This window comes from Geodermatophilus sp. SYSU D00698, from assembly GCF_054050335.1.
The window spans coordinates 287,577-305,192 of the sequence record NZ_JBJGZD010000002.1 but is presented as its reverse complement, the minus strand read 5'-3'; the positions used below and the strand labels follow the sequence as shown (position 1 = coordinate 305,192).

Below are 17,616 nucleotides of genomic sequence, written 5' to 3'. Positions count from 1 at the left end.
CCTCGAGTCGACTGGAGGTCCTAGCGTCCGCCGCGTGAGCATGGAGATGACGGCGTGGTCGGCGCTGTCCCGCGCGACGCACGCCCGTCCCGACCGCCGCGCCGTCACCCGCGCGACCCTGCGCCGGGTGCTCGCCTTCGCCCGCCCGCACCGGGCGCGCATCACCGGCTACGTCGCCGTCGGCGTCGTCGAGGCCGTGCTCACGGTGGCCTCGCCGCTGCTGGCGGGCCGGGTTGTCGACGCGATCGTCGACGGCGCCGCCACCTCGGTCGTCGTCGGCCTCGCGGTCACGATCGCCGCGCTCGCCGTCCTCGCCACCGCGCTCGGGCTGGTCGGCCGGTACCTGTCGGCGAGCCTGGGCGAGGGGCTGATCCTCGACCTGCGCACCGCCGTGTTCGACCACGTCCAGCGGATGCCGGTCGCGTTCTTCACCCGGACCCGCACCGGCGCGCTCGTGTCCCGCCTGGACAACGACGTCCTCGGCGCCCAGCGGGCGTTCAGCGACACCCTCTCCGGGATCGTCAGCAACACCGTCACGCTCGCCCTCGCGCTCGTGGCGATGCTGACCCTGTCCTGGCAGGTGACCGTGCTGGCGCTGTTCCTGCTGCCGGTGTTCCTGCTCCCCGCCCGCCGGATCGGCCGCCGCCTCGCCGCGCTGAGCCGCACCGCCGCCGTCGCCAACGCGGCGATGACCGGCCAGACGACCGAGCGGTTCTCCGCCCCCGGCGCGACGCTGGTCAAGCTGCTCGGCGACCCCGGCCGCGAGTCGGCGCGGTTCGCCGCCCGGGCGCGGGCGGTCCGTGACGTCGGGGTGCGGACGGCGATGGTGCAGTGGGCGTTCATCAGCGCGCTCACGCTGGTCTCGGCGCTGGCGCTCGCGCTGGTCTACGGCCTGGGCGGGGCGTACGCGCTGCGCGGCGCGCTGGACCCGGGCTCGGTGGTGGCGCTGGCGCTGCTGCTCACCCGGCTCTACGCGCCGCTGACCGCGCTGGCCAGCGCCCGGGTCGACGTCTCCTCGGCGCTGGTCAGCTTCGAGCGGGTCTTCGAGGTGCTCGACCTGGTGCCGCTGGTCCGCGAGCGCCCCGGCGCCGTCGACGTCCCCGACGGGCCGGTGTCCGTGGAGCTGGACGGCGTCACCTTCGCCTACCCGGCGGCCGACCGGGTGTCGCTGGCGTCGCTGGAGGACGTCGCCCGGCTCGACGGCCGCGGCGGCGCCGACGTGCTGCACGACGTCTCCTTCACCGTGCGGCCGGGGCAGGTGGTGGCGCTGGTCGGGTCCTCGGGCGCGGGCAAGTCGACGATCGCCTCGCTGGTGCCCCGCCTGTACGACGTCGACGCCGGCGCCGTCCGGCTGGGCGGCGTCGACGTCCGCGACCTCACCGCCGCCTCGATCCGGCGCACCGTCGGGGTGGTGACCCAGGACGGGCACCTGTTCCACGAGTCGCTGCGGGACAACCTGCTGCTGGCCGCCCCGGACGCGACCGACGACGACCTGTGGGACGCCCTCGCCCGCGCCCGGCTGGCCGACCTGGTCCGCGGGCTGCCCGACGGCCTGGACACCGTCGTCGGCGAGCGCGGCTACCGGTTCTCCGGCGGCGAGCGGCAGCGGCTGACCATCGCCCGGCTGCTGCTCGCCCGCCCGCGCGTGGTGCTGCTCGACGAGGCGACCGCGCACCTCGACGCCACGTCGGAGGCCGCGGTGCAGGCAGCTCTCGACGAGGCGCTCGAGGGGCGGACGGCGATCGTCATCGCGCACCGGCTGTCCACCGTGCGCGGGGCCGACTGCATCCTCGTGCTGGAGGGCGGCCGGGTCGTCGAGCGTGGCCGGCACGAGGACCTCCTCGCCCTCGGCGGGCGCTACGCCGAACTGCACCGCACCCAGTTCGGCCGGCCGGTGGCCGCCTGAGACCGGACCGGGTCAGCCGCACCGCGAGGACGGGCCGGCGGTCACCGGGCGGCCCCGAACAGCCGTGCGTCGGTCCGGGCGGAGCGCCGGCCGAGCAGCCGGCCCACCGCGGGCAGGAGCGGCGTGGAGCCGAGGATCCGGTCCGCGGCGTCCTGCGGGATCGCCGAGACCACCCAGCCGAGCACGGACACGGTCTCGCGGAGGGTGTACTCCCGCGCGAACGCGGCGTCCTGGCGGGCCCAGTCCGCGGGCGTGAGGTGGCGCTGCACCAGGGTCATCCCGTCGCGCTCCTCGTGCGCGAGGTGGGCGCCGAGGGCGTCGCCCGTCCGGGCGATGGTGTGCGCCAGCTCCCGCCGGGTGTCCTCGCCGCCCCGGCCGCCGGCCAGGTCCGCCAGCCCGGCGGCGCAGGAGGCCAGCAGGGGGTCGATGCCGGCGTGCTCGGCCTCGAGCTGGTCGAGGACGTCGGGGTCGGCGCCGCGCTCGCGCAGCAGCGGCCACAGGTGCGCGTCCTCGCCGGCGTGGTGCTTGTGCAGGAACCGCGCGAACTGCCCGAAGCGACGTCCGAGGGCCCGCCAGCGGGCCCGGTCGCCCACGTCGACCGTGGGGACGGCGGCCGCGAAGGCGTCGAGGTCGCGCCGGAACGCCCGGTGCATCACGTACATGCTGGCCAGGTCCACCGGCCCGTCGGGTGCGGCGGCCTGGCCGGGCAGCAGGAGCTGGGCGGGGTGGGGAGCTGGAGCGGTCATGACGACCTCTTCCGGTTGAGCGCCACTCAAACGAATAAAGTGATGGTATGGTCGAGTGGTGACGGGGGGCAAGAGGGTCTACCGCTCCGAGCTGCGGCAGGAGCAGGCCAGGCGCACCCGCGCGCAGGTGCTCGACGCCGCCACCCGCTGCTTCGTGGAGCGGGGCTACGCCGCGACGACGATGCGCGACGTCGCGGCCGCCGCCGGGGTGTCGGTGCCGACGGTGTTCGCGCAGGGCGGCAAGGCGGCGCTGCTGCTCGCGTGCGTGGACCGCGCGCTCGTGGGCTCCGACGAGGACCGGACGGTGCGGGAGCTGGACCCGTTCGCGCAGCTGCTCGCGGCGCCGGACCGCACGGGCCGGCTGGCGGCCCTGCGGCGGCTGGTGCTCGAGACCGCGCCCGGGGCGCGGCCGATGCAGGACGTCTTCGCCGCCGCCGCGGCGGCCGACCCGGACGTGCGGCCCGCCTACGAGGAGTACGAGCGCCGGCGCCGTGCCGACACCGCCGCCCTCCTCGGTCCCTTCGCGCCCGACCTGCGGGAGGACCTCGACCTCGACGCGGCGACCGACGTCGCGTGGTCGGTCTTCTCGCCGTCGACGCAGTCCCGGCTGATGGTGGGGTGCGGCTGGCCGGCCGAGCGCTTCGCCGACTGGCTGGCCGACACCCTGGACCGGCTGCTGCTGCGCTGACGTCGTCCCCGTCGCGCAGGGTGCGGGGCGTGCCTCCCCTCGAGCAGGTGACCGCCGCCGTGCGCGCGGCCTGGTGCCGCGAGACCTGCGACGACAGCGACCTCGCCGACCGGTCGCCCGGCGACCCGGCCCCCGGGGCAGTGCGACGCGACCGCGCCGGTCCTGCACGACCTGCTCGGCGGCGACCTGCTGCTCGCCGAGGTGCGCCGGACCGACGGCTCCCGGCAGGGCGTGCACCGGTGGAACCGGCTGCCCGGCGGCCGCGAGGTCGACCTCACCCGCGAGCAGTTCGCCCCCCACGAGGTCGTGGGGGAGCCGCGGGTCGTCGTCCGCCCGCCCGGCCTGCCCGGCCACGAGGACGGCGGCGACCGCGGCCAGTGCCTCCGGCTGTGCGCCGCAGTGCTGGACGCCCTCGGCCGGACCACGGAACGGACGCGACCGGACGGGAACGGGGTGCGGGAGGTCCGCTAAGGAGAGGCTAACCTCACCTCGACGACGATCACCGAGGTCAGGAGCCGACCGTGCCGCACCACCCCGCCCCCACCCGCCTGCGGCGCGCGTCGCTGACCGCGGCCGCCGCCGTCCTCGTGGCCGGGCTGGCCGCCTGCGGCGGGACCGCCGACGAGCCCGTGGCCGCGGCCGCCGACGGGACCGGCGACGGCGCCTTCCCGGTCACCATCGAGAACAGGTTCGGCACCACCGAGATCCCCACCGAGCCGCAGCGCGTGGTCACCGTCGGCTTCAACGACCAGGACTTCGTGCTGGCCCTGGGCGTGACCCCGGTCGGCGAGCGCGAGCTCCTCGGGGACTACGACGCCGCGACCCGCCCCTGGGCGCAGGAGCAGCTGCCGGACGGGGAGATCCCGACCGTGGGCGGCGAGGAGATCGACCTCGAGGCCGTCGCCGCGCTCGAGCCCGACCTGATCGTCGGCGTCTACTCCTTCATGGACGAGACGGTCTACGAACAGCTGTCGGGCATCGCGCCGACGCTCGCGCAGACCGACGAGTACGCCGACGGCGCCACCCCGTGGCAGGAGCAGACCCTGCTCATCGGGCGGGCGCTGGGCCGCGAGGAGGAGGCGCAGGAGCTCGTCGACGACGTCGAGGGCCGGTTCGAGCAGGCGGTCGAGGAGAACCCCGGCTTCGCCGGCAGCTCGCTCGCCGTCGACCTCACCGGCGTCGGCTCGGGCCACTACCTGCTCGGCGCCGACGACCTGCGCACCCAGTTCTTCACCGACCTCGGCTTCACCGTCCCCGACACCAGCGCCGACGTCAGCCAGGAGCGGCTGGACCTGCTGGAGGCGGACGTGCTGGCGGTGAACGGGTACGACCAGGCGGACGCCGACGCGGATGCGCTGTTCTCCGCCCTCGACGTGGTGACCCAGGGGCGCACGGTCCTGCTCGGCGGCTACTCCGGCGACGTGTCCGCCGCGCTCGGCTTCGGCAGCCCGCTCTCGCTGCCCTACCTGCTGGACGAGGTGGTGCCGGCCCTGGCCGCCGCCGCCGACGGCGACCCCTCCACCGCGGTCCCGGTCCTCGGCTGAGGTCCCCGTCCCCGCCCCCGGCCACGGGGCCGGGGCCGGGGACGTCCGGGCGGTACCGTCTCCCCATCACGGCAGTGCGTGCAGGAAGCCGGTGCGAGCCCGGCGCGGTCCCGCCACTGTGACACCGGGTGACCGGGGGAGCCAGACACTCCGGCTGCCGTGCCCGACGGCCCGGGGCGCGGACCCCGAGTGAGGACGCTGCGTGTTCGCCCTGCTCTCCACCAGTGACACCGACCTGCTCTCCGCCCGCGCCAGCGGCGCCGACTGGCGGCTGGGCAACCCGGCCCGCCTCGGCGCCGACGGCATCGCGGAGCTGACCGCGGGCGCGCGGCTCGTCGTCGTCCGGATCCTCGGCGTGCGCCGCCAGTACGAGGAGGTGCTCGCGCCGCTGCTGGCCGGGCCCGCGCCGGTCGTCGTCCTCGGCGGGGAGCAGGTGCCCGACGCCGAGCTGATGGAGCTGTCCACCGTCCCGATGGGCGTGGCCACCGAGGCGCACGGCTACCTGGCGCAGGGCGGGCCGGACAACCTGGTGCAACTGCACCGCTTCCTGTCCGACACCGTGCTGCTCACCGGCGAGGGGTTCGAGCCGCCGTCGGTGGCGCCGGACTGGGGCGTGGTGGAGCGGGCGGGCCGGGGGAGCGGGCCGCGGATCGCCGTCCTCTACTACCGGGCGCACCACCTGGCCGGGAACACCGCGTTCGTCGAGGCGCTGTGCTCCGCGGTCGAGGACGCCGGCGGGCAGGCGCTGCCGGTGTTCGTGAGCTCGCTGCGCAGCGTCCCCGACGACCTGCTCGAGGTGCTGCGCACCGCCGACGCGCTCGTCGTCACGGTGCTGGCCGCCGGCGGCTCCCGGCCGGCGACGGCGTCCGCCGGCGAGGACGACGGCGCCTGGGACGTCGGCCGGCTCGCCGCGCTCGACATCCCGGTGGTCCAGGGACTGTGCCTGACCCGCTCGCGGGAGGAGTGGCTGGCCGACGACGACGGCCTCTCGCCGCTCGACGTCGGCAACCAGGTGGCCATCCCGGAGTTCGACGGCCGGCTGATCAGCGTGCCGTTCTCCTTCAAGGAGACCGACGCCGACGGCCTCACGCACTACGTCGCCGACCCCGAGCGGGCGGCGCGGGTGGCGGGCACCGCGGTGGCGCACGCCCGGCTGCGTCACACCCCGCCCGCGGAGCGCCGGATCGTGCTCATGCTGTCGGCCTACCCGACCAAGCACGCGCGGATCGGCAACGCCGTCGGCCTGGACACCCCGGCGTCGGTGGTGCGGCTGCTGGCCGCCATGCAGGGGCAGGGCTACGACGTCGGCCCGTTCGACGGCCCCGACGCGCTGCCCGGCGTGGCCGACCTCGACGGCGACGCGCTGTTCCACGCGCTCATCGCGGCGGGCGGGCAGGACGCCGACTGGCTGACCGAGGAGCAGCTGTCGGGCAACCCGGTGCGCATCCCGGCCGCGGAGTACCGGCGCTTCTTCGACACCCTGCCCGAGGACCTGCGCGCGGCCGTGGTCGAGCACTGGGGCGAGGCGCCCGGGTCGCTGTTCGTGGACGGCTCCGGGGACGACCGGGCCATCGTCTTCGCCGCGCTGCGGGCGGGCAACGTCGTCGTGATGGTGCAGCCGCCGCGCGGCTTCGGCGAGAACCCGATCGCGATCTACCACGACCCCGACCTGCCGCCCTCGCACCACTACCTGGCCGCCTACCGGTGGCTGCGGTCGGTCTTCGGGGCGCACGCGCTGGTGCACGTCGGCAAGCACGGCAACCTGGAGTGGCTGCCGGGCAAGACCGTGGGGCTGTCGGCCTCCTGCGGGCCCGACGCCGCGATCGGCGACCTGCCGCTGGTCTACCCGTTCCTGGTCAACGACCCGGGGGAGGGCTCCCAGGCCAAGCGCCGCGCGCACGCCACGCTGGTCGACCACATGGTCCCGCCGATGGCGCGCGCCGACTCCTACGGCGACATCGCCCGGCTCGAGCAGCTGCTCGACGAGCACGCCAACGTGGCGGCGATGGACCCGGCCAAGCTGCCCGCCGTCCGGGCGCAGATCTGGACGCTGCTGCAGGCCGCCAAGCTCGACCACGACCTGGGCCTGGCCGAGCGGCCGGAGGACGACCACTTCGACGAGATGATCCTGCACGTCGACGGCTGGCTCTGCGAGATCAAGGACTCGCAGATCCGCGACGGCCTGCACGTGCTCGGCGTCCCGCCGTCGGGGCAGGACCGGGTGGACCTCGTGCTGGCGATGCTGCGGGCGCGGCAGATCTGGGGCGGCGCGGTGGCGTTGCCCGGGCTGCGCGAGGCGCTGGGGCTGACCGAGGACGGCACCGCCGGGCGCGCGGCCACCGACGAGGCGGAGGCGCTGGCGGCCGCGCTGGTCTCGGGGATGGAGGAGGCCGGCTGGACGATCGGCGCCGTCGGCCCGGTGGTGCGCGAGGTGCTCGGGCGCGAGGACTCCGCCGTCGCGGACGTGCTGCGGTTCGCCGTCGACGAGGTGGTGCCGCGGCTGGAGCGGACCACCGACGAGCTGGACGCCACGCTGCACGCCCTCGACGGCGGCTACGTGCCGGCCGGGCCGTCGGGCTCGCCGCTGCGCGGGCTGGTCAACGTGCTGCCGACCGGCCGGAACTTCTACTCGGTCGACCCGCGCGCGGTGCCGTCGCGGCTGGCGTGGGAGACCGGCCAGGCGATGGCCGACTCGCTGCTGGAGCGCTACCGCGCCGACACGGGGGAGTGGCCGCGCTCGGTGGGGCTGTCGGTCTGGGGGACCTCGGCGATGCGGACCTCCGGCGACGACGTCGCCGAGGTGCTCGCGCTGCTCGGCGTCCGCCCGGTGTGGGACGACGCGTCGCGGCGGGTGACGTCGCTGGAGCCGGTGCCGCTCGACGAGCTCGGCCGGCCGCGGATCGACGTCACCGTGCGGATCTCCGGCTTCTTCCGGGACGCCTTCCCGCACGTGGTGACCATGCTCGACGACGCGGTGACGCTGGTGGCCGCCCTCGACGAGTCCCCCGAGCAGAACTTCGTCCGCGCCCACGTCGACGCCGACGTCGCCGGGCACGGCGACCGGCGGCGGGCCACCACCCGGGTGTTCGGCTCCAAGCCCGGCGCCTACGGGGCGGGGCTGCTGTCGCTGATCGACTCCCGGGACTGGCGCGGCGACGCCGACCTCGCCGAGGTGTACGCGGTGTGGGGCGGCTACGCCTACGGCCGCGACCTCGACGGCGTGCAGGCCCGGCCGGACATGGAGGCGGCGTACCGGCGGATCGCGGTGGCGGCGAAGAACGTCGACACCCGCGAGCACGACATCGCCGACTCCGACGACTACTTCCAGTACCACGGCGGGATGGTGGCGACGGTCCGCGCGCTGACCGGGCGCGCGCCGGCGGCCTACATCGGCGACTCGACCCGGCCCGAGCAGGTGCGCACCCGCTCGCTGACCGAGGAGACCTCGCGGGTGTTCCGCGCCCGCGTGGTCAACCCCAAGTGGCTGTCGGCGATGCGCCGGCACGGCTACAAGGGCGCCTTCGAGCTGGCCGCGACCGTCGACTACCTGTTCGGCTACGACGCCACGACCGGCGTGGTGGCCGACTGGATGTACGAGAAGCTCACCGAGACCTACGTGCTCGACCCGGAGAACCGCGAGTTCATGGAGCGGTCCAACCCGTGGGCGCTGCACGGCATCGCCGAGCGGCTGCTGGAGGCCGTCGACCGGGGCATGTGGGCCGAGCCGGACCCGGAGCTGCTGGCCGGGCTGCGACAGGCCTACCTCGACACCGAGGGCGACCTCGAGGGCGGTGGGACGCCGGCCCAGTCGGGAGCGCCGGCCTGAGGGAGGGCCCTCCTGCCCCCCACCGCTCGCGAGCTCGCGGCCGGCCCCTGCAGGAGGGCCGATCGCCCGGTTCACGCGGCCGCTCGCCGGGTAGTCGATCTCCATGGGCATCCTGAACCGACTCCTGGGCACTGCTGAGACCACGGCTCGTCGCGGAGCCGCCGGGGGCCGCGCCGCCGCCGGCCGCGCCACCGGACGCGGGATGGGGCGGGGCACCGCCGGGCGCGGCATGCCGTCCGGCCGCGGCATGGGGCGCTCGCGGATGGCGACCCCGACGCCGACCCGGCGCTTCGGCCGCGGCACGCCGACGACCGCCGCCTCCGGCGGGCTGGGCCGCCTGCTCGGCTCGCTGACCGGCCGCCGCTGAATCGTGGGGGCCGGAGCCCCCACGGACAGCACCATCCGCCGCTAGGGCACCGAGGCGGCGGCGACCAGCAGGACGACGGTCGCTGCCGCCTCGCCCATCGCGCCCATTACGTCCCCGGTGACGCCGCCGAGGCGGGCCGTCGCGCGGGCGCGGACGAGCTCGGCCGCGAACAGGCCGGCCACCGCGGCCCCGCCCAGCGCCGCCGCGGTCCCCGGGCCGCCGGCCGCCCACCCCGCCGCGGCCGCGCCGCCGACCACGAGCAGCCCCCACGCCGCGAGCCAGGGCGCCGACACCGTGCCGGCCACCGCCCGCCCCAGCGACGACCCCTCGGCCGTCGGCGTGCCGGGCAGCCCGGTGCGGGCCATCGCCAGCCGCGCCACGACCACCGCCGTCCACAGCGCGAGCCAGCCGCCGTCGGCCGCCAGCAGCGCCGCCCCCGCCGCCGCCTGCAGCAGCAGCGCGAGGACCAGCGTCACCACCCCGAACGGGCCGACGTCCCCCTGGTGCATGACCTGCAGCGCCCGCTCCTGGCCGCGCAGCGGACCCAGACCGTCGGCGGTGTCGGCCAGCCCGTCCAGGTGGAGCGCCCGGGTCAGCCAGGCGAGCACGGCGAGCGCCGCCACGGCACCGGCCGGCGGGGACACCAGGTGCGCGCCGAGCACGCCGACCCCGGCCGCGACCCCGCCGAGCGCCAGCCCGACCAGCGGCGCCCACGGCAGCACCCCGCGGGTGGACGTCGTCCCGGCGGCGGGGACGCGCACCACGGTGAGCAGCGCGACCGACTCCAGCGGGCCGGCCCACCTCGGCCGGTGCGTCACCGCAGCCGCTGCGGCAGCCCGGCGACGACGAACCACACCTCGTCGGCGGTGCCGGCCAGCCGCTGGTTGACCTCGCCGAGGGTGTCGCGGAACAGCCGGCCCGCGCGGGACTCCGGCACCACGCCCAGCCCCACCTCGTCGCTGACCGCCACCACGTGCGCCGGGGTCATCGCCCAGGCGTTGACCAGCGCGTCGACCCGCCCGGCCAGCCGGTCGAGGGCAGCGGGCCCGTCGGTCCACACGCCGGTCTCGTCCATGAGCGCCGCGACCCACGTGGTCACGCTGTCGACCAGCACCGTCCCGCCGCGCAGCAGGTCGCTGGGCGCCGTGGTCTCCAGCGTCGTCCAGCCGGCCGGCCGGCGGGCGCGGTGCGCGGCGACCCGCCGGATCCACTCGGCGTCGTCCGGCGCCGGTGCCGAGGCGGCCAGGTAGACGACGCCGGGCCGGTCGGCCACCAGCGACTCGGCGTGCGCCGACTTCCCCGACCGCGACCCGCCCAGCACCAGCACCCGCGCCATCAGCCGACCGCCCCCGCGAGCTGCAGCCGGGTGACCGTGCCGTTGTGCGGCGTCACCGCCGGCATCTCGGCGGGGCCCAGCCCGGCGGCGACCGCCTGGGCGGCGCGGATGGTGTCGCCGTGGGTGACCAGCGCGACGACCTCGGCCGGCGGGTCCGCCCGCAGCCGGCCGAGGAGGGCCGCGACCCGGGCGTGCAGGTCGGCCAGGCTCTCCCCGCCCTCGGCCGCCCAGTGCGGGTCGGTCCAGTCGACGACGTCCCACAGCTCCCGCGACGGCCGCCCCTCGAGCACGCCGTAGCCCTGCTCGCGCAGCGCCGGCGTGGTGGTGAACGCCAGACCGGTCGCGGCGGCGCAGTGCTCGGCGGTCTGCACCGCCCGCAGCAGGTCGCTGGACAGCATCGCGCCCGGCCCGAGCGCCGCGAGCTCGCGGGCCGCGGCCCGCGCCTGGTCGTGTCCCCGGTCGGTGAGCGGGACGTGCGCCGTCTGGCCCTGCATCAGCCCGGCGGCGTTCCAGGTGCTCTGCCCGTGCCGGACGAGGAGGAGGGTGAGCGGGCGGGCCATGGTGGTCACCGAGCGTAGGGCAGGCGGGCGCGGGCCCCGGGGCCGGTGCTCGTACCGTCGGGACGTGACCATCCCCGTCCGTCCCGGCGCCGACCGTCCCGCCGCCGCGCCGACCGGCCCCGACCCGCTGGCCCCGCTGCTCGACCTCCCCGGGGTCCGGGAGGCCGCCGACGCCGCCCGCGCCGGCATCGACCGGCTGCTGGCCCACCGGCTCATGCGCAACCGGTCGGCCGAGGTCAGCACCGAGTCGGCGCTGCGCGGGGCCCGCGCGTCCGCGGCCCTGGACGGCGTCGACGTCCCGCTGGCCGACCTGCGCGCGGGCTCGGTCGACGACCCGGTCGTGCAGGGCTCGCTGCGGGTGTCGGTGGGGCTGGGCTCGCTGGTCGACACGTGGGCGAAGGCCCCCGGGCAGGTGCTCGCCCGGCTGCACGTGCTGGCCGCCGCCGACCTCACCGACCGGGCCGGTCTCGGCCGCCCCGGCCCGCACGCCGGCCCGCGGCTGACCGGCCTGTTCCAGGTGGTGACCGGCACCTCGACCGTCCCCGCGGTGCTGGTGGCCGGGCTCGTGCACGGCGAGCTCGCGGCCCTGGCGCCCTTCGGCACCGCCGACGGCGTCGTCGCCCGGGCGGCCGCCCGGCTGACCACCATCGGCCGCGGCCTGGACCCCAAGGCCGTGTCGGTGCCCGAGGTCGGCTTCGTCGAGCTGGGCGCCGACGCCTACCGCGACCGGCTGGCCGGCTACGCCGCGGGCGGACCCGACGGCGTCGCCGCCTGGCTGGTGCACTGCTGTCGCGCCACCGAGCTCGGCGCCCGCGAGGGGCTGGCCATCGCCGAGGCGATCCTGCGCGGCTGACCGGCCCGCCCTGCGCCAGGTGCGGGCGCGGCGCACAGTGAGGGGATGCGCCACCTCGACGTCGACGGGCTCGGCCGGGTCAGCCGGATCGGGCTGGGCACCTGGCAGTTCGGGTCCCGCGAGTGGGGCTACGGCGAGGGCTACGCCGAGGGCACCGCGCGTGACGTCGTCCGCCGGGCGCGGGACCTCGGCGTCACGCTGTTCGACACCGCGGAGATCTACGGCTTCGGCCGCAGCGAGCGCATCCTCGGCGAGGCGCTGGGGGAGGCGCGCGGCGAGGTCGTCGTCGCCTCGAAGGTCTTCCCGGTGGCGCCGTTCCCGCCCGTGGTCCGGTCCCGGTTCGAGGGCAGCGCCCGGCGGCTGGGCCTGACGCGGATCCCGCTGTACCAGGTGCACCAGCCCAACCCGGTCGTCCCCGACAGCGTGGTCATGCCGGGCCTGCGGCAGCTGCTCGACGAGGACCGCATCGGCGCCGCCGGCGTCTCGAACTACTCCCTGGCCCGCTGGCGGGCGGCCGACGCGGCGCTGGGCCGGCCGGTCCTCACCAACCAGGTGCAGTTCTCCCTCGTCCGGCCCGGGGCGCTCGAGGACCTGGTGCCCTTCGCCGAGCGCGAGGGGCGCGTCGTCATCGCCTACAGCCCGCTGGCGCAGGGCCTGCTCGGCGGCCGGTACGGCGTGGAGAACCGGCCCGGCGGGGTGCGCGCGGCCAACCCGCTGTTCGGCACGGAGAACCTGCGGCGCGTGCAGCCGCTGCTCGACGTCCTGCGCGAGGTCGCCGCCGCGCACGGGGTCCGGCCCGGGACGATCGCGCTGGCCTGGCTGGTCTCGCTGCCCCGGGTGGTGGTCATCCCCGGTGCCTCGAGCGTGGAGCAGGTGGAGGCCAACGCCGCGGCCGGCGACGTCGACCTGCGGCCCGACGAGCAGGCGGCGCTCACCGCGGCGGCGCGCGCGTTCACCCCGGTGTCCGGCGTCCGCACCCTGGTCGACGGCGTCCGGGAGCGGGTGGACGGGCTGCGCGGGCGGCTGGGCGGCTGAGCGGGCGAGGCCCGGTCGGAGGGCGCTCAGGCGCCCCGGCGCCGCCACCGGGCGGCGGCCGGGGCCGCCGCCGTCGCAGCGGCCGCCACGGCGGGCACGGTGCGCAGCGACCGCCGCCGCGCGTACCAGGCCAGCCCGGCGACCGCCGCGCCCACGCCCATCGCGGCGCCGGTGACCACCGGCGCCGGCGGCACGGCGAAGCGCGTGCGCATCGACACCGGCCGGGTGAACTCCAGCACCGGCCAGCCGCGCTCGGCGGCCACCTTGCGCAGCGCCCGGTCGGGGTTGACCGCCGTCGGGTGCCCGACCGCGGTGAGCATCGGCAGGTCGGTGACCGAGTCGCTGTAGGCGTGGCAGTCGGCCAGGTCGTAGCCGTTCTCGGCGGCCACCCGCCGCATCGCCTCGGCCTTGTTCTCCCCGTACGCGTAGAACTCGATCTCGCCGGTGTAGCGGCCGTCGACGGTCACCATCCGGGTGGCCACCACCCGGTCGGCGCCGAGCATCTCGCCGATCGGCTCCACCATCTCCGCGCCGCTGCTGGAGACGATGACGATCTCCCGCCCCGCCGCCCGGTGGGACTCGATGAGGTCGGCCGCCTCGGCGTAGACCAGCGGGTCCACGACCTCGTGCAGCGTCTCGCGGACGATCTCGTGCACCGTCGCGACGTCCCAGCCGGTCGCCATGTCGGTGATCTGCGCCCGCATCCGCTCCATCTGCTGCGCGTCGGCGCCGGAGAGGGAGAAGACGAACTGCGCGTAGGCGCCCTTGAGCACGGCGCGGCGGTTGATCAGCCCGCCCGCGAAGAAGGGACGACCGAAGGCCAGGGTGCTGGACTTGGCGATGACGGTCTTGTCCAGGTCGAAGAACGCCGCGGCGTGCGTCACGGTTCACGACTGTAAGCGGACCTCCCGGGTGTGACGGGTCTCGCAACCCCGTCCACACCCTTTCGGGTCGTCCACAGTTGCCCGGTCCGGTACGCGCGCACCGGCCGTCCGCGATGGGCTCCGGCGCGTGCCCCCGCGTCCGGTCCCCCCGCCGTCCCGCCCGCTGGTCGTCTGCGCCGACGAGGACCTCCTCGACGACGTCCTGCGCGTCCTCGCCGCCGCCGGCACCGAGCCCGAGGTGGCCACCGGCGGGACGGCGCTGCGCCGCGCCCACCGGGACGCCGCGCTGGTGCTGCTCGGCGCGGACGTCCTCGACAGCCCGGCGGTGCGCGCCCTGCCCCGCCGCCCGGGCGTGGTCGTCGTCGCGCCCAGCGCCCTGCCGGCGCCGGCCTGGGCGGCCGCGGTGGAGCGCGGCGCCGAGCGCGTCGCCGTGCTGCCCGACGACGAGGCGTGGCTGGCCGCCCGGGCGGGGGAGGCGGGGCGGTCGCCGGTGGCGCGCGGCTGGCTGGCCGTCGTCGGTGGCAGCTGCGGCGGGGCGGGCGCCAGCACGCTGGCCACCGCCCTCGCCGTGGCCGCCGCCAGGGGCGAGGGCGTCCTGCTGGTCGACGCCGACCCGTGGGGCGGCGGGCTGGACCTGCTGCTCGGCGCCGAGGACGACGAGGGGCTGCGCTGGCCGGAGCTGACCGGGGTGCGCGGCCGGGTGGACGGGGACGCGCTGCTCGCCGCACTGCCCAGGGCCGCCGGGGTGCACGTCCTCGCCGCGGCGCGCGACGACCCGGCGCCGGTGCCGGCCGAGGCCCTCGCCGCCGTCGTCGACGCCGCGCGGGACCGCGGGCTGCCGGTGGTGGTGGACCTGCCGCGCACGGCGGCGCCCGACCCGGCGGCGGAGGCGGTGCTGGCCGAGGCCGACCTGGCGCTGCTGGTCGTGCCCGCCCGGCTGCGGGCCGCCTCGGCCGCCCGGGCGCTGGTGGCGGGGGCGCCCTGGTCGGCAGCCCGGCTGGTGGTGCGCACCGTCCCGGGCGGCCTGTCCGCCGCGGAGGTGGCCGCCGTGGCCGGTCGGCCGGTGCTCGCCGAGCTGGGGCACGACCGCGGCGCGCTGCCCCGGGGCGAGCGCGGCGAGCCGCCGTCGGTGGCGGCGCGCAGCCCGCTGGGCGCGCTCGTCCGCCGGCTGCTCGGGGAGCTGTCCCGGCCGGAGCGGGCGGCGTGAGCGGCCTGCCGCTGGTCGAGCGCGTGCGCGCCCGGCTGGCGCTGGAGCCGGGGCCGCCGAGCCGGGCCGCGGTGGCGGCGCTCGTGCGCGAGGAGGCCGGCCTGCTCGGCGAGACCGACGTCCTCGCCGCGGTGCGTGACGCGGTCGCCGAGCTGGCCGGAGCCGGGCCGCTGGAGCCGCTGCTGCGGGCGCCCGGCGTCACCGACGTGCTGGTCAACGGCCCGGCCGAGGTGTGGGTGGACCGGGGGAGCGGCCTGGAACCCGCGGACGTGCGGTTCCCCGACGAGGACGCCGTCCGCCGGCTCGCGGTCCGGCTGGCCGCCAGCGCCGGGCGCCGCCTCGACGACGCCGCGCCGTGGGTCGACGCGGGCCTGCCCGACGGCACCCGGCTGCACGCGGTGCTGCCGCCGGTCTCGGCCGCGGGCACCTGCCTGTCGCTGCGGGTGCTGCGGCGGTGCTCCCTCGGTCTGGCCGACCTCGCCGCGCGCGGGACGCTGCCGGGGCGGTCGGAGGCGCTGCTGCGGGCGGTGCTCCGGCGGCGGCTGGCCTTCCTCGTCACCGGCGGCACCGGGTCGGGCAAGACCACGCTGCTCTCGGCGCTGCTCGGCGAGGTGCCGCCGGGCGAGCGCGTGGTCCTCTGCGAGGACGCGCCGGAGCTCACCCCGGCGCACCCGCACGTCGTCCGGCTGCTCACCCGCCCGCCGAACGTGGAGGGCGCTGGGCAGGTGACCCTGCGCGACCTCGTGCGCCAGGCACTGCGCATGCGGCCCGACCGGCTGGTGGTCGGCGAGGTCCGCGGCGCGGAGGTCACCGACCTGCTGGCCGCGCTCAACACCGGGCACGACGGCGGCTGCGGCACCCTGCACGCCAACCGGCCGGGGGAGGTGCCCGCGCGGCTCGAGGCGCTGGGCGTGGCGGCCGGCCTGGACCGGCGGGCGGTGCACAGCCAGGCCGCGGCCGCGCTCGCGGTGGTCGTGCACCTGCGGCGCGCCCCGGCGGGCCGCCGGGTGGCGGAGGTCGGGGTGGTGCGCCGCGACGGCGACCTCGTGGCCGTCGACGCCGGTTGGCGGGCCGACGGCGGCCCGTGCCCCGGCGCGGACCGGCTGGCCGCCCTCCTCGACGGCGGGACGGCGTGACCGCGGCGCTGGCGGCGGGCGCCCTGGCGCTGCTGCTGTGGCCCGGCGGGGCGGCCCGACGGCGGGCGCGGCTGCGCCGGCTCACCGGGGCGCGCCGCCCGGTACGGGGGCCGCTGGTCGCGGCGCCGCGGTCCTGGCCGGTCCTCGCCGCGGTCGCGGGCGCCGCCGCCGGGGCGCTGGCCGGCCCGCCGCTGGTCGCCGTCCTGGCCGGCGCGGCCGCCGCCGGGGCCGCCCGGGCGGGTGCCCGGCGGCGCGCGCTGCGCCGGGACGAGCAGGACCTCGACGTCCTCGCCGACGCCCTGGCCGCCCTGGCCGCGGAGCTGCGCAGCGGCCGGCCGCTCGACGCGGCGACCGCGGCGGCGGTGGCGGTGGTCCCCGATCCCGACGGCGCCCGGGCGCTCGCCCGTGCCCTCCGCGCGCCGGCCACCGTGCCGGCGGAGGCGAGGTCGGAGCTGGGCCGGGCGCACGGGCGGCTCGCGGCGGCGGTCGAGCTCAGCGGCCGGACGGGGTGCTCGCTGGCCGCCGTCGCCGGGGCGGTCGAGGACGACCTGCGGGCCCGCCGGCGTCAGCGGGAGGAGCTGCGCTCGGTGACCGCCGGACCGCTGGCCAGCGCCGCGCTGCTGGCCGGGCTGCCGCTGCTGGCGCTCGCCATGGGCAGCGGCATCGGTGCCGACCCGTGGGCGGTGCTCACCACGACGGTGCCCGGGCAGGCGTTGCTCGTCGCCGGGGTGGCGCTGGAGGCGGCGGGGCTGGCCTGGTCGGCGCGGCTGGTCCGGCGGGCGCTGCGGTGAGCGCCGCGGGAGCCCAGGCGCCGGTGCTGCTGGCGCTCGCCGGCGCGCTGGCCGCGTGGCCGACGCCGGCGGTGCGCCGCACGGCCCGGCTGCGTGCCCTCGGCGCGCCCGCCGTGCCGGAGCGGCCGCCGGAGGGGACTCCCGGCCCGCTCCGGCGGCTGGTGCTGCCCGTCCTCGCCGGTGCCGCCACGGCCCTGCTCGTCGGCGGCGCGGCCGGGGTGGCGCTGGGAGCGGCCGGGGCGGTGCTCGCCGACCGGTGGCTGCGGCGGGCGCCCGGCGCGGGGCCGGCGCCTGCGCCGCTGGCCGCCGACCTGCCGGTGGCCTGCGACCTGCTCGGTGTCTGCCTCGGCGCCGGGCTGCCGGTCGGCGCGGCGCTCGCCGCGGTGGCGGCGGCCGTGCCGGGACCGCTGGGTCCCGCGCTGGCCGACGTCGCCGGCCGGCTGCGTCTCGGGGCCGCGCCCCGCACGGCGTGGCACGACGTGGCGCCCGAGCTCGCCGGGCTGGGCCGGGTCCTGGTGCGCGCGGGGGAGTCGGGAGCGGCGGCGGTGCCGGCCCTGCGCGTGCTGGCGGCGGAGGCGCGGACGGCGGCGCGGAGCCGGGCCGAGGCGGGCGTGCGCCGGGCCGGGGTGTGGGTGCTCGCGCCGCTCGGGCTGTGCTTCCTGCCGGCGTTCGTGTGCCTGGGCATCGCGCCGATGGTCATCGGCATCGCCGGCCAGGTGTTCGGGTGACTCCCGGGG

General features: G+C 78.0%; 16 protein-coding genes, 1 pseudogene and 1 riboswitch. Of the genes and pseudogenes, 12 read left to right on the top strand and 5 right to left on the bottom strand.

Annotation, left to right across the window (positions count from 1 at the left end; all coding sequences use genetic code 11):
* Window positions 1-40 precede the first annotated feature (40 nt).
* Entirely contained in the window at window positions 41-1,906 is a 1,866-nt protein-coding gene (locus tag ACI8AB_RS03220; RefSeq protein WP_456948938.1) for an ABC transporter ATP-binding protein, read from the top strand.
* A gap of 41 nt (window positions 1,907-1,947) precedes the next feature.
* Here the strand turns inward: ACI8AB_RS03220 and ACI8AB_RS03215 are convergent, their stop codons facing one another.
* Complete coding sequence (locus ACI8AB_RS03215) at window positions 1,948-2,652, bottom strand: hemerythrin domain-containing protein (RefSeq protein ID WP_456948922.1); 705 nt, start codon at window positions 2,650-2,652, stop codon at window positions 1,948-1,950.
* A gap of 58 nt (window positions 2,653-2,710) precedes the next feature.
* On the opposite strand from ACI8AB_RS03215, the gene ACI8AB_RS03210 reads away from it, so the two are divergent.
* The 5 genes and pseudogenes from ACI8AB_RS03210 (at window position 2,711) to ACI8AB_RS03190 (ending at window position 9,077) form a co-directional block, all read left to right on the top strand.
* Complete coding sequence (locus tag ACI8AB_RS03210; protein ID WP_456948921.1) at window positions 2,711-3,340, top strand: TetR/AcrR family transcriptional regulator; 630 nt, start codon at window positions 2,711-2,713, stop codon at window positions 3,338-3,340.
* 129 nt (window positions 3,341-3,469) lie between these two features.
* A pseudogene (locus tag ACI8AB_RS03205) lies at window positions 3,470-3,811 on the top strand (YunG family protein); the annotation flags it as partial.
* 50 nt (window positions 3,812-3,861) lie between these two features.
* Window positions 3,862-4,884, top strand: coding sequence for an iron-siderophore ABC transporter substrate-binding protein (locus tag ACI8AB_RS03200; RefSeq protein ID WP_456948920.1), 1,023 nt, complete (start codon window positions 3,862-3,864; stop codon window positions 4,882-4,884).
* 82 nt (window positions 4,885-4,966) lie between these two features.
* Window positions 4,967-5,034, top strand: a riboswitch (cobalamin riboswitch).
* A gap of 52 nt (window positions 5,035-5,086) precedes the next feature.
* Window positions 5,087-8,710 (top strand): cobaltochelatase subunit CobN, encoded by a 3,624-nt coding sequence (cobN, locus tag ACI8AB_RS03195; protein WP_456948919.1) that lies wholly within the window; start codon window positions 5,087-5,089, stop codon window positions 8,708-8,710.
* A gap of 202 nt (window positions 8,711-8,912) precedes the next feature.
* Window positions 8,913-9,077, top strand: coding sequence for a hypothetical protein (locus ACI8AB_RS03190; protein WP_387987299.1), 165 nt, complete (start codon window positions 8,913-8,915; stop codon window positions 9,075-9,077).
* 41 nt (window positions 9,078-9,118) lie between these two features.
* On the opposite strand, the gene ACI8AB_RS03185 is transcribed toward ACI8AB_RS03190, so the two are convergent.
* The 3 genes from ACI8AB_RS03185 to ACI8AB_RS03175 are packed head-to-tail and all read right to left on the bottom strand — an operon-like array spanning window position 9,119 to window position 10,973.
* Window positions 9,119-9,895, bottom strand: a complete 777-nt coding sequence (locus tag ACI8AB_RS03185; protein WP_456948918.1) for an adenosylcobinamide-GDP ribazoletransferase — start codon at window positions 9,893-9,895, stop codon at window positions 9,119-9,121.
* Window positions 9,892-10,413, bottom strand: a complete 522-nt coding sequence (gene cobU, locus ACI8AB_RS03180) for a bifunctional adenosylcobinamide kinase/adenosylcobinamide-phosphate guanylyltransferase (protein ID WP_456948917.1) — start codon at window positions 10,411-10,413, stop codon at window positions 9,892-9,894. The genes ACI8AB_RS03185 and cobU overlap by 4 nt, the downstream gene beginning before the upstream one ends.
* A complete protein-coding gene (locus ACI8AB_RS03175) occupies window positions 10,413-10,973 on the bottom strand; it encodes a histidine phosphatase family protein (protein WP_456948937.1) in 561 nt (186 codons plus the stop codon). The genes cobU and ACI8AB_RS03175 overlap by 1 nt, the downstream gene beginning before the upstream one ends.
* Window positions 10,974-11,037: 64 nt before the next feature.
* Between ACI8AB_RS03175 and ACI8AB_RS03170 the strand changes: the two genes are divergently transcribed.
* Together ACI8AB_RS03170 and ACI8AB_RS03165 are read left to right on the top strand one after the other, a co-directional pair.
* The gene (locus ACI8AB_RS03170) at window positions 11,038-11,826 is read left to right on the top strand and encodes an oxidoreductase (protein WP_456948916.1); all 789 of its coding nucleotides are present in this window, start codon (window positions 11,038-11,040) and stop codon (window positions 11,824-11,826) included.
* 45 nt (window positions 11,827-11,871) lie between these two features.
* Window positions 11,872-12,861, top strand: coding sequence for an aldo/keto reductase (locus ACI8AB_RS03165; RefSeq protein ID WP_456948915.1), 990 nt, complete (start codon window positions 11,872-11,874; stop codon window positions 12,859-12,861).
* A 26-nt stretch (window positions 12,862-12,887) separates the two neighbouring features.
* Here ACI8AB_RS03165 and ACI8AB_RS03160 read toward each other — a convergent pair whose 3' ends face one another.
* A complete protein-coding gene (locus ACI8AB_RS03160; protein ID WP_456948914.1) occupies window positions 12,888-13,745 on the bottom strand; it encodes an HAD family hydrolase in 858 nt (285 codons plus the stop codon).
* A gap of 127 nt (window positions 13,746-13,872) precedes the next feature.
* On the opposite strand from ACI8AB_RS03160, the gene ssd reads away from it, so the two are divergent.
* Genes ssd through ACI8AB_RS03140 form a run of 4 tightly spaced genes read left to right on the top strand, consistent with a single transcriptional unit; the run spans window position 13,873 to window position 17,607 of the window.
* The gene (gene ssd, locus ACI8AB_RS03155) at window positions 13,873-14,952 is read left to right on the top strand and encodes a septum site-determining protein Ssd (protein WP_456948913.1); all 1,080 of its coding nucleotides are present in this window, start codon (window positions 13,873-13,875) and stop codon (window positions 14,950-14,952) included.
* Complete coding sequence (locus tag ACI8AB_RS03150; RefSeq protein WP_456948912.1) at window positions 14,949-16,088, top strand: TadA family conjugal transfer-associated ATPase; 1,140 nt, start codon at window positions 14,949-14,951, stop codon at window positions 16,086-16,088. Before ssd ends, ACI8AB_RS03150 begins: the two co-directional genes overlap by 4 nt.
* Window positions 16,085-16,879, top strand: coding sequence for a type II secretion system F family protein (locus tag ACI8AB_RS03145; protein ID WP_456901746.1), 795 nt, complete (start codon window positions 16,085-16,087; stop codon window positions 16,877-16,879). Before ACI8AB_RS03150 ends, ACI8AB_RS03145 begins: the two co-directional genes overlap by 4 nt.
* The gene (locus tag ACI8AB_RS03140; RefSeq protein ID WP_456948911.1) at window positions 16,876-17,607 is read left to right on the top strand and encodes a type II secretion system F family protein; all 732 of its coding nucleotides are present in this window, start codon (window positions 16,876-16,878) and stop codon (window positions 17,605-17,607) included. Before ACI8AB_RS03145 ends, ACI8AB_RS03140 begins: the two co-directional genes overlap by 4 nt.
* Window positions 17,608-17,616 lie beyond the last annotated feature (9 nt).

What these genes read in the sequence shown, in the direction of transcription:
- ACI8AB_RS03175 (WP_456948937.1), bottom strand. Translation starts at nt 10,973, where the DNA reads ATGGCCCGCCCGCTCACCCTCCTCCTCGTCCGGCACGGGCAGAGCACC.
- cobU (WP_456948917.1), bottom strand. Translation starts at nt 10,413, where the DNA reads ATGGCGCGGGTGCTGGTGCTGGGCGGGTCGCGGTCGGGGAAGTCGGCG.
- ACI8AB_RS03165 (WP_456948915.1), top strand. Translation starts at nt 11,872, where the DNA reads ATGCGCCACCTCGACGTCGACGGGCTCGGCCGGGTCAGCCGGATCGGG.
- ACI8AB_RS03190 (WP_387987299.1), top strand. Translation starts at nt 8,913, where the DNA reads ATGGGGCGGGGCACCGCCGGGCGCGGCATGCCGTCCGGCCGCGGCATG.
- ACI8AB_RS03220 (WP_456948938.1), top strand. Translation starts at nt 41, where the DNA reads ATGGAGATGACGGCGTGGTCGGCGCTGTCCCGCGCGACGCACGCCCGT.
- ACI8AB_RS03215 (WP_456948922.1), bottom strand. Translation starts at nt 2,652, where the DNA reads ATGACCGCTCCAGCTCCCCACCCCGCCCAGCTCCTGCTGCCCGGCCAG.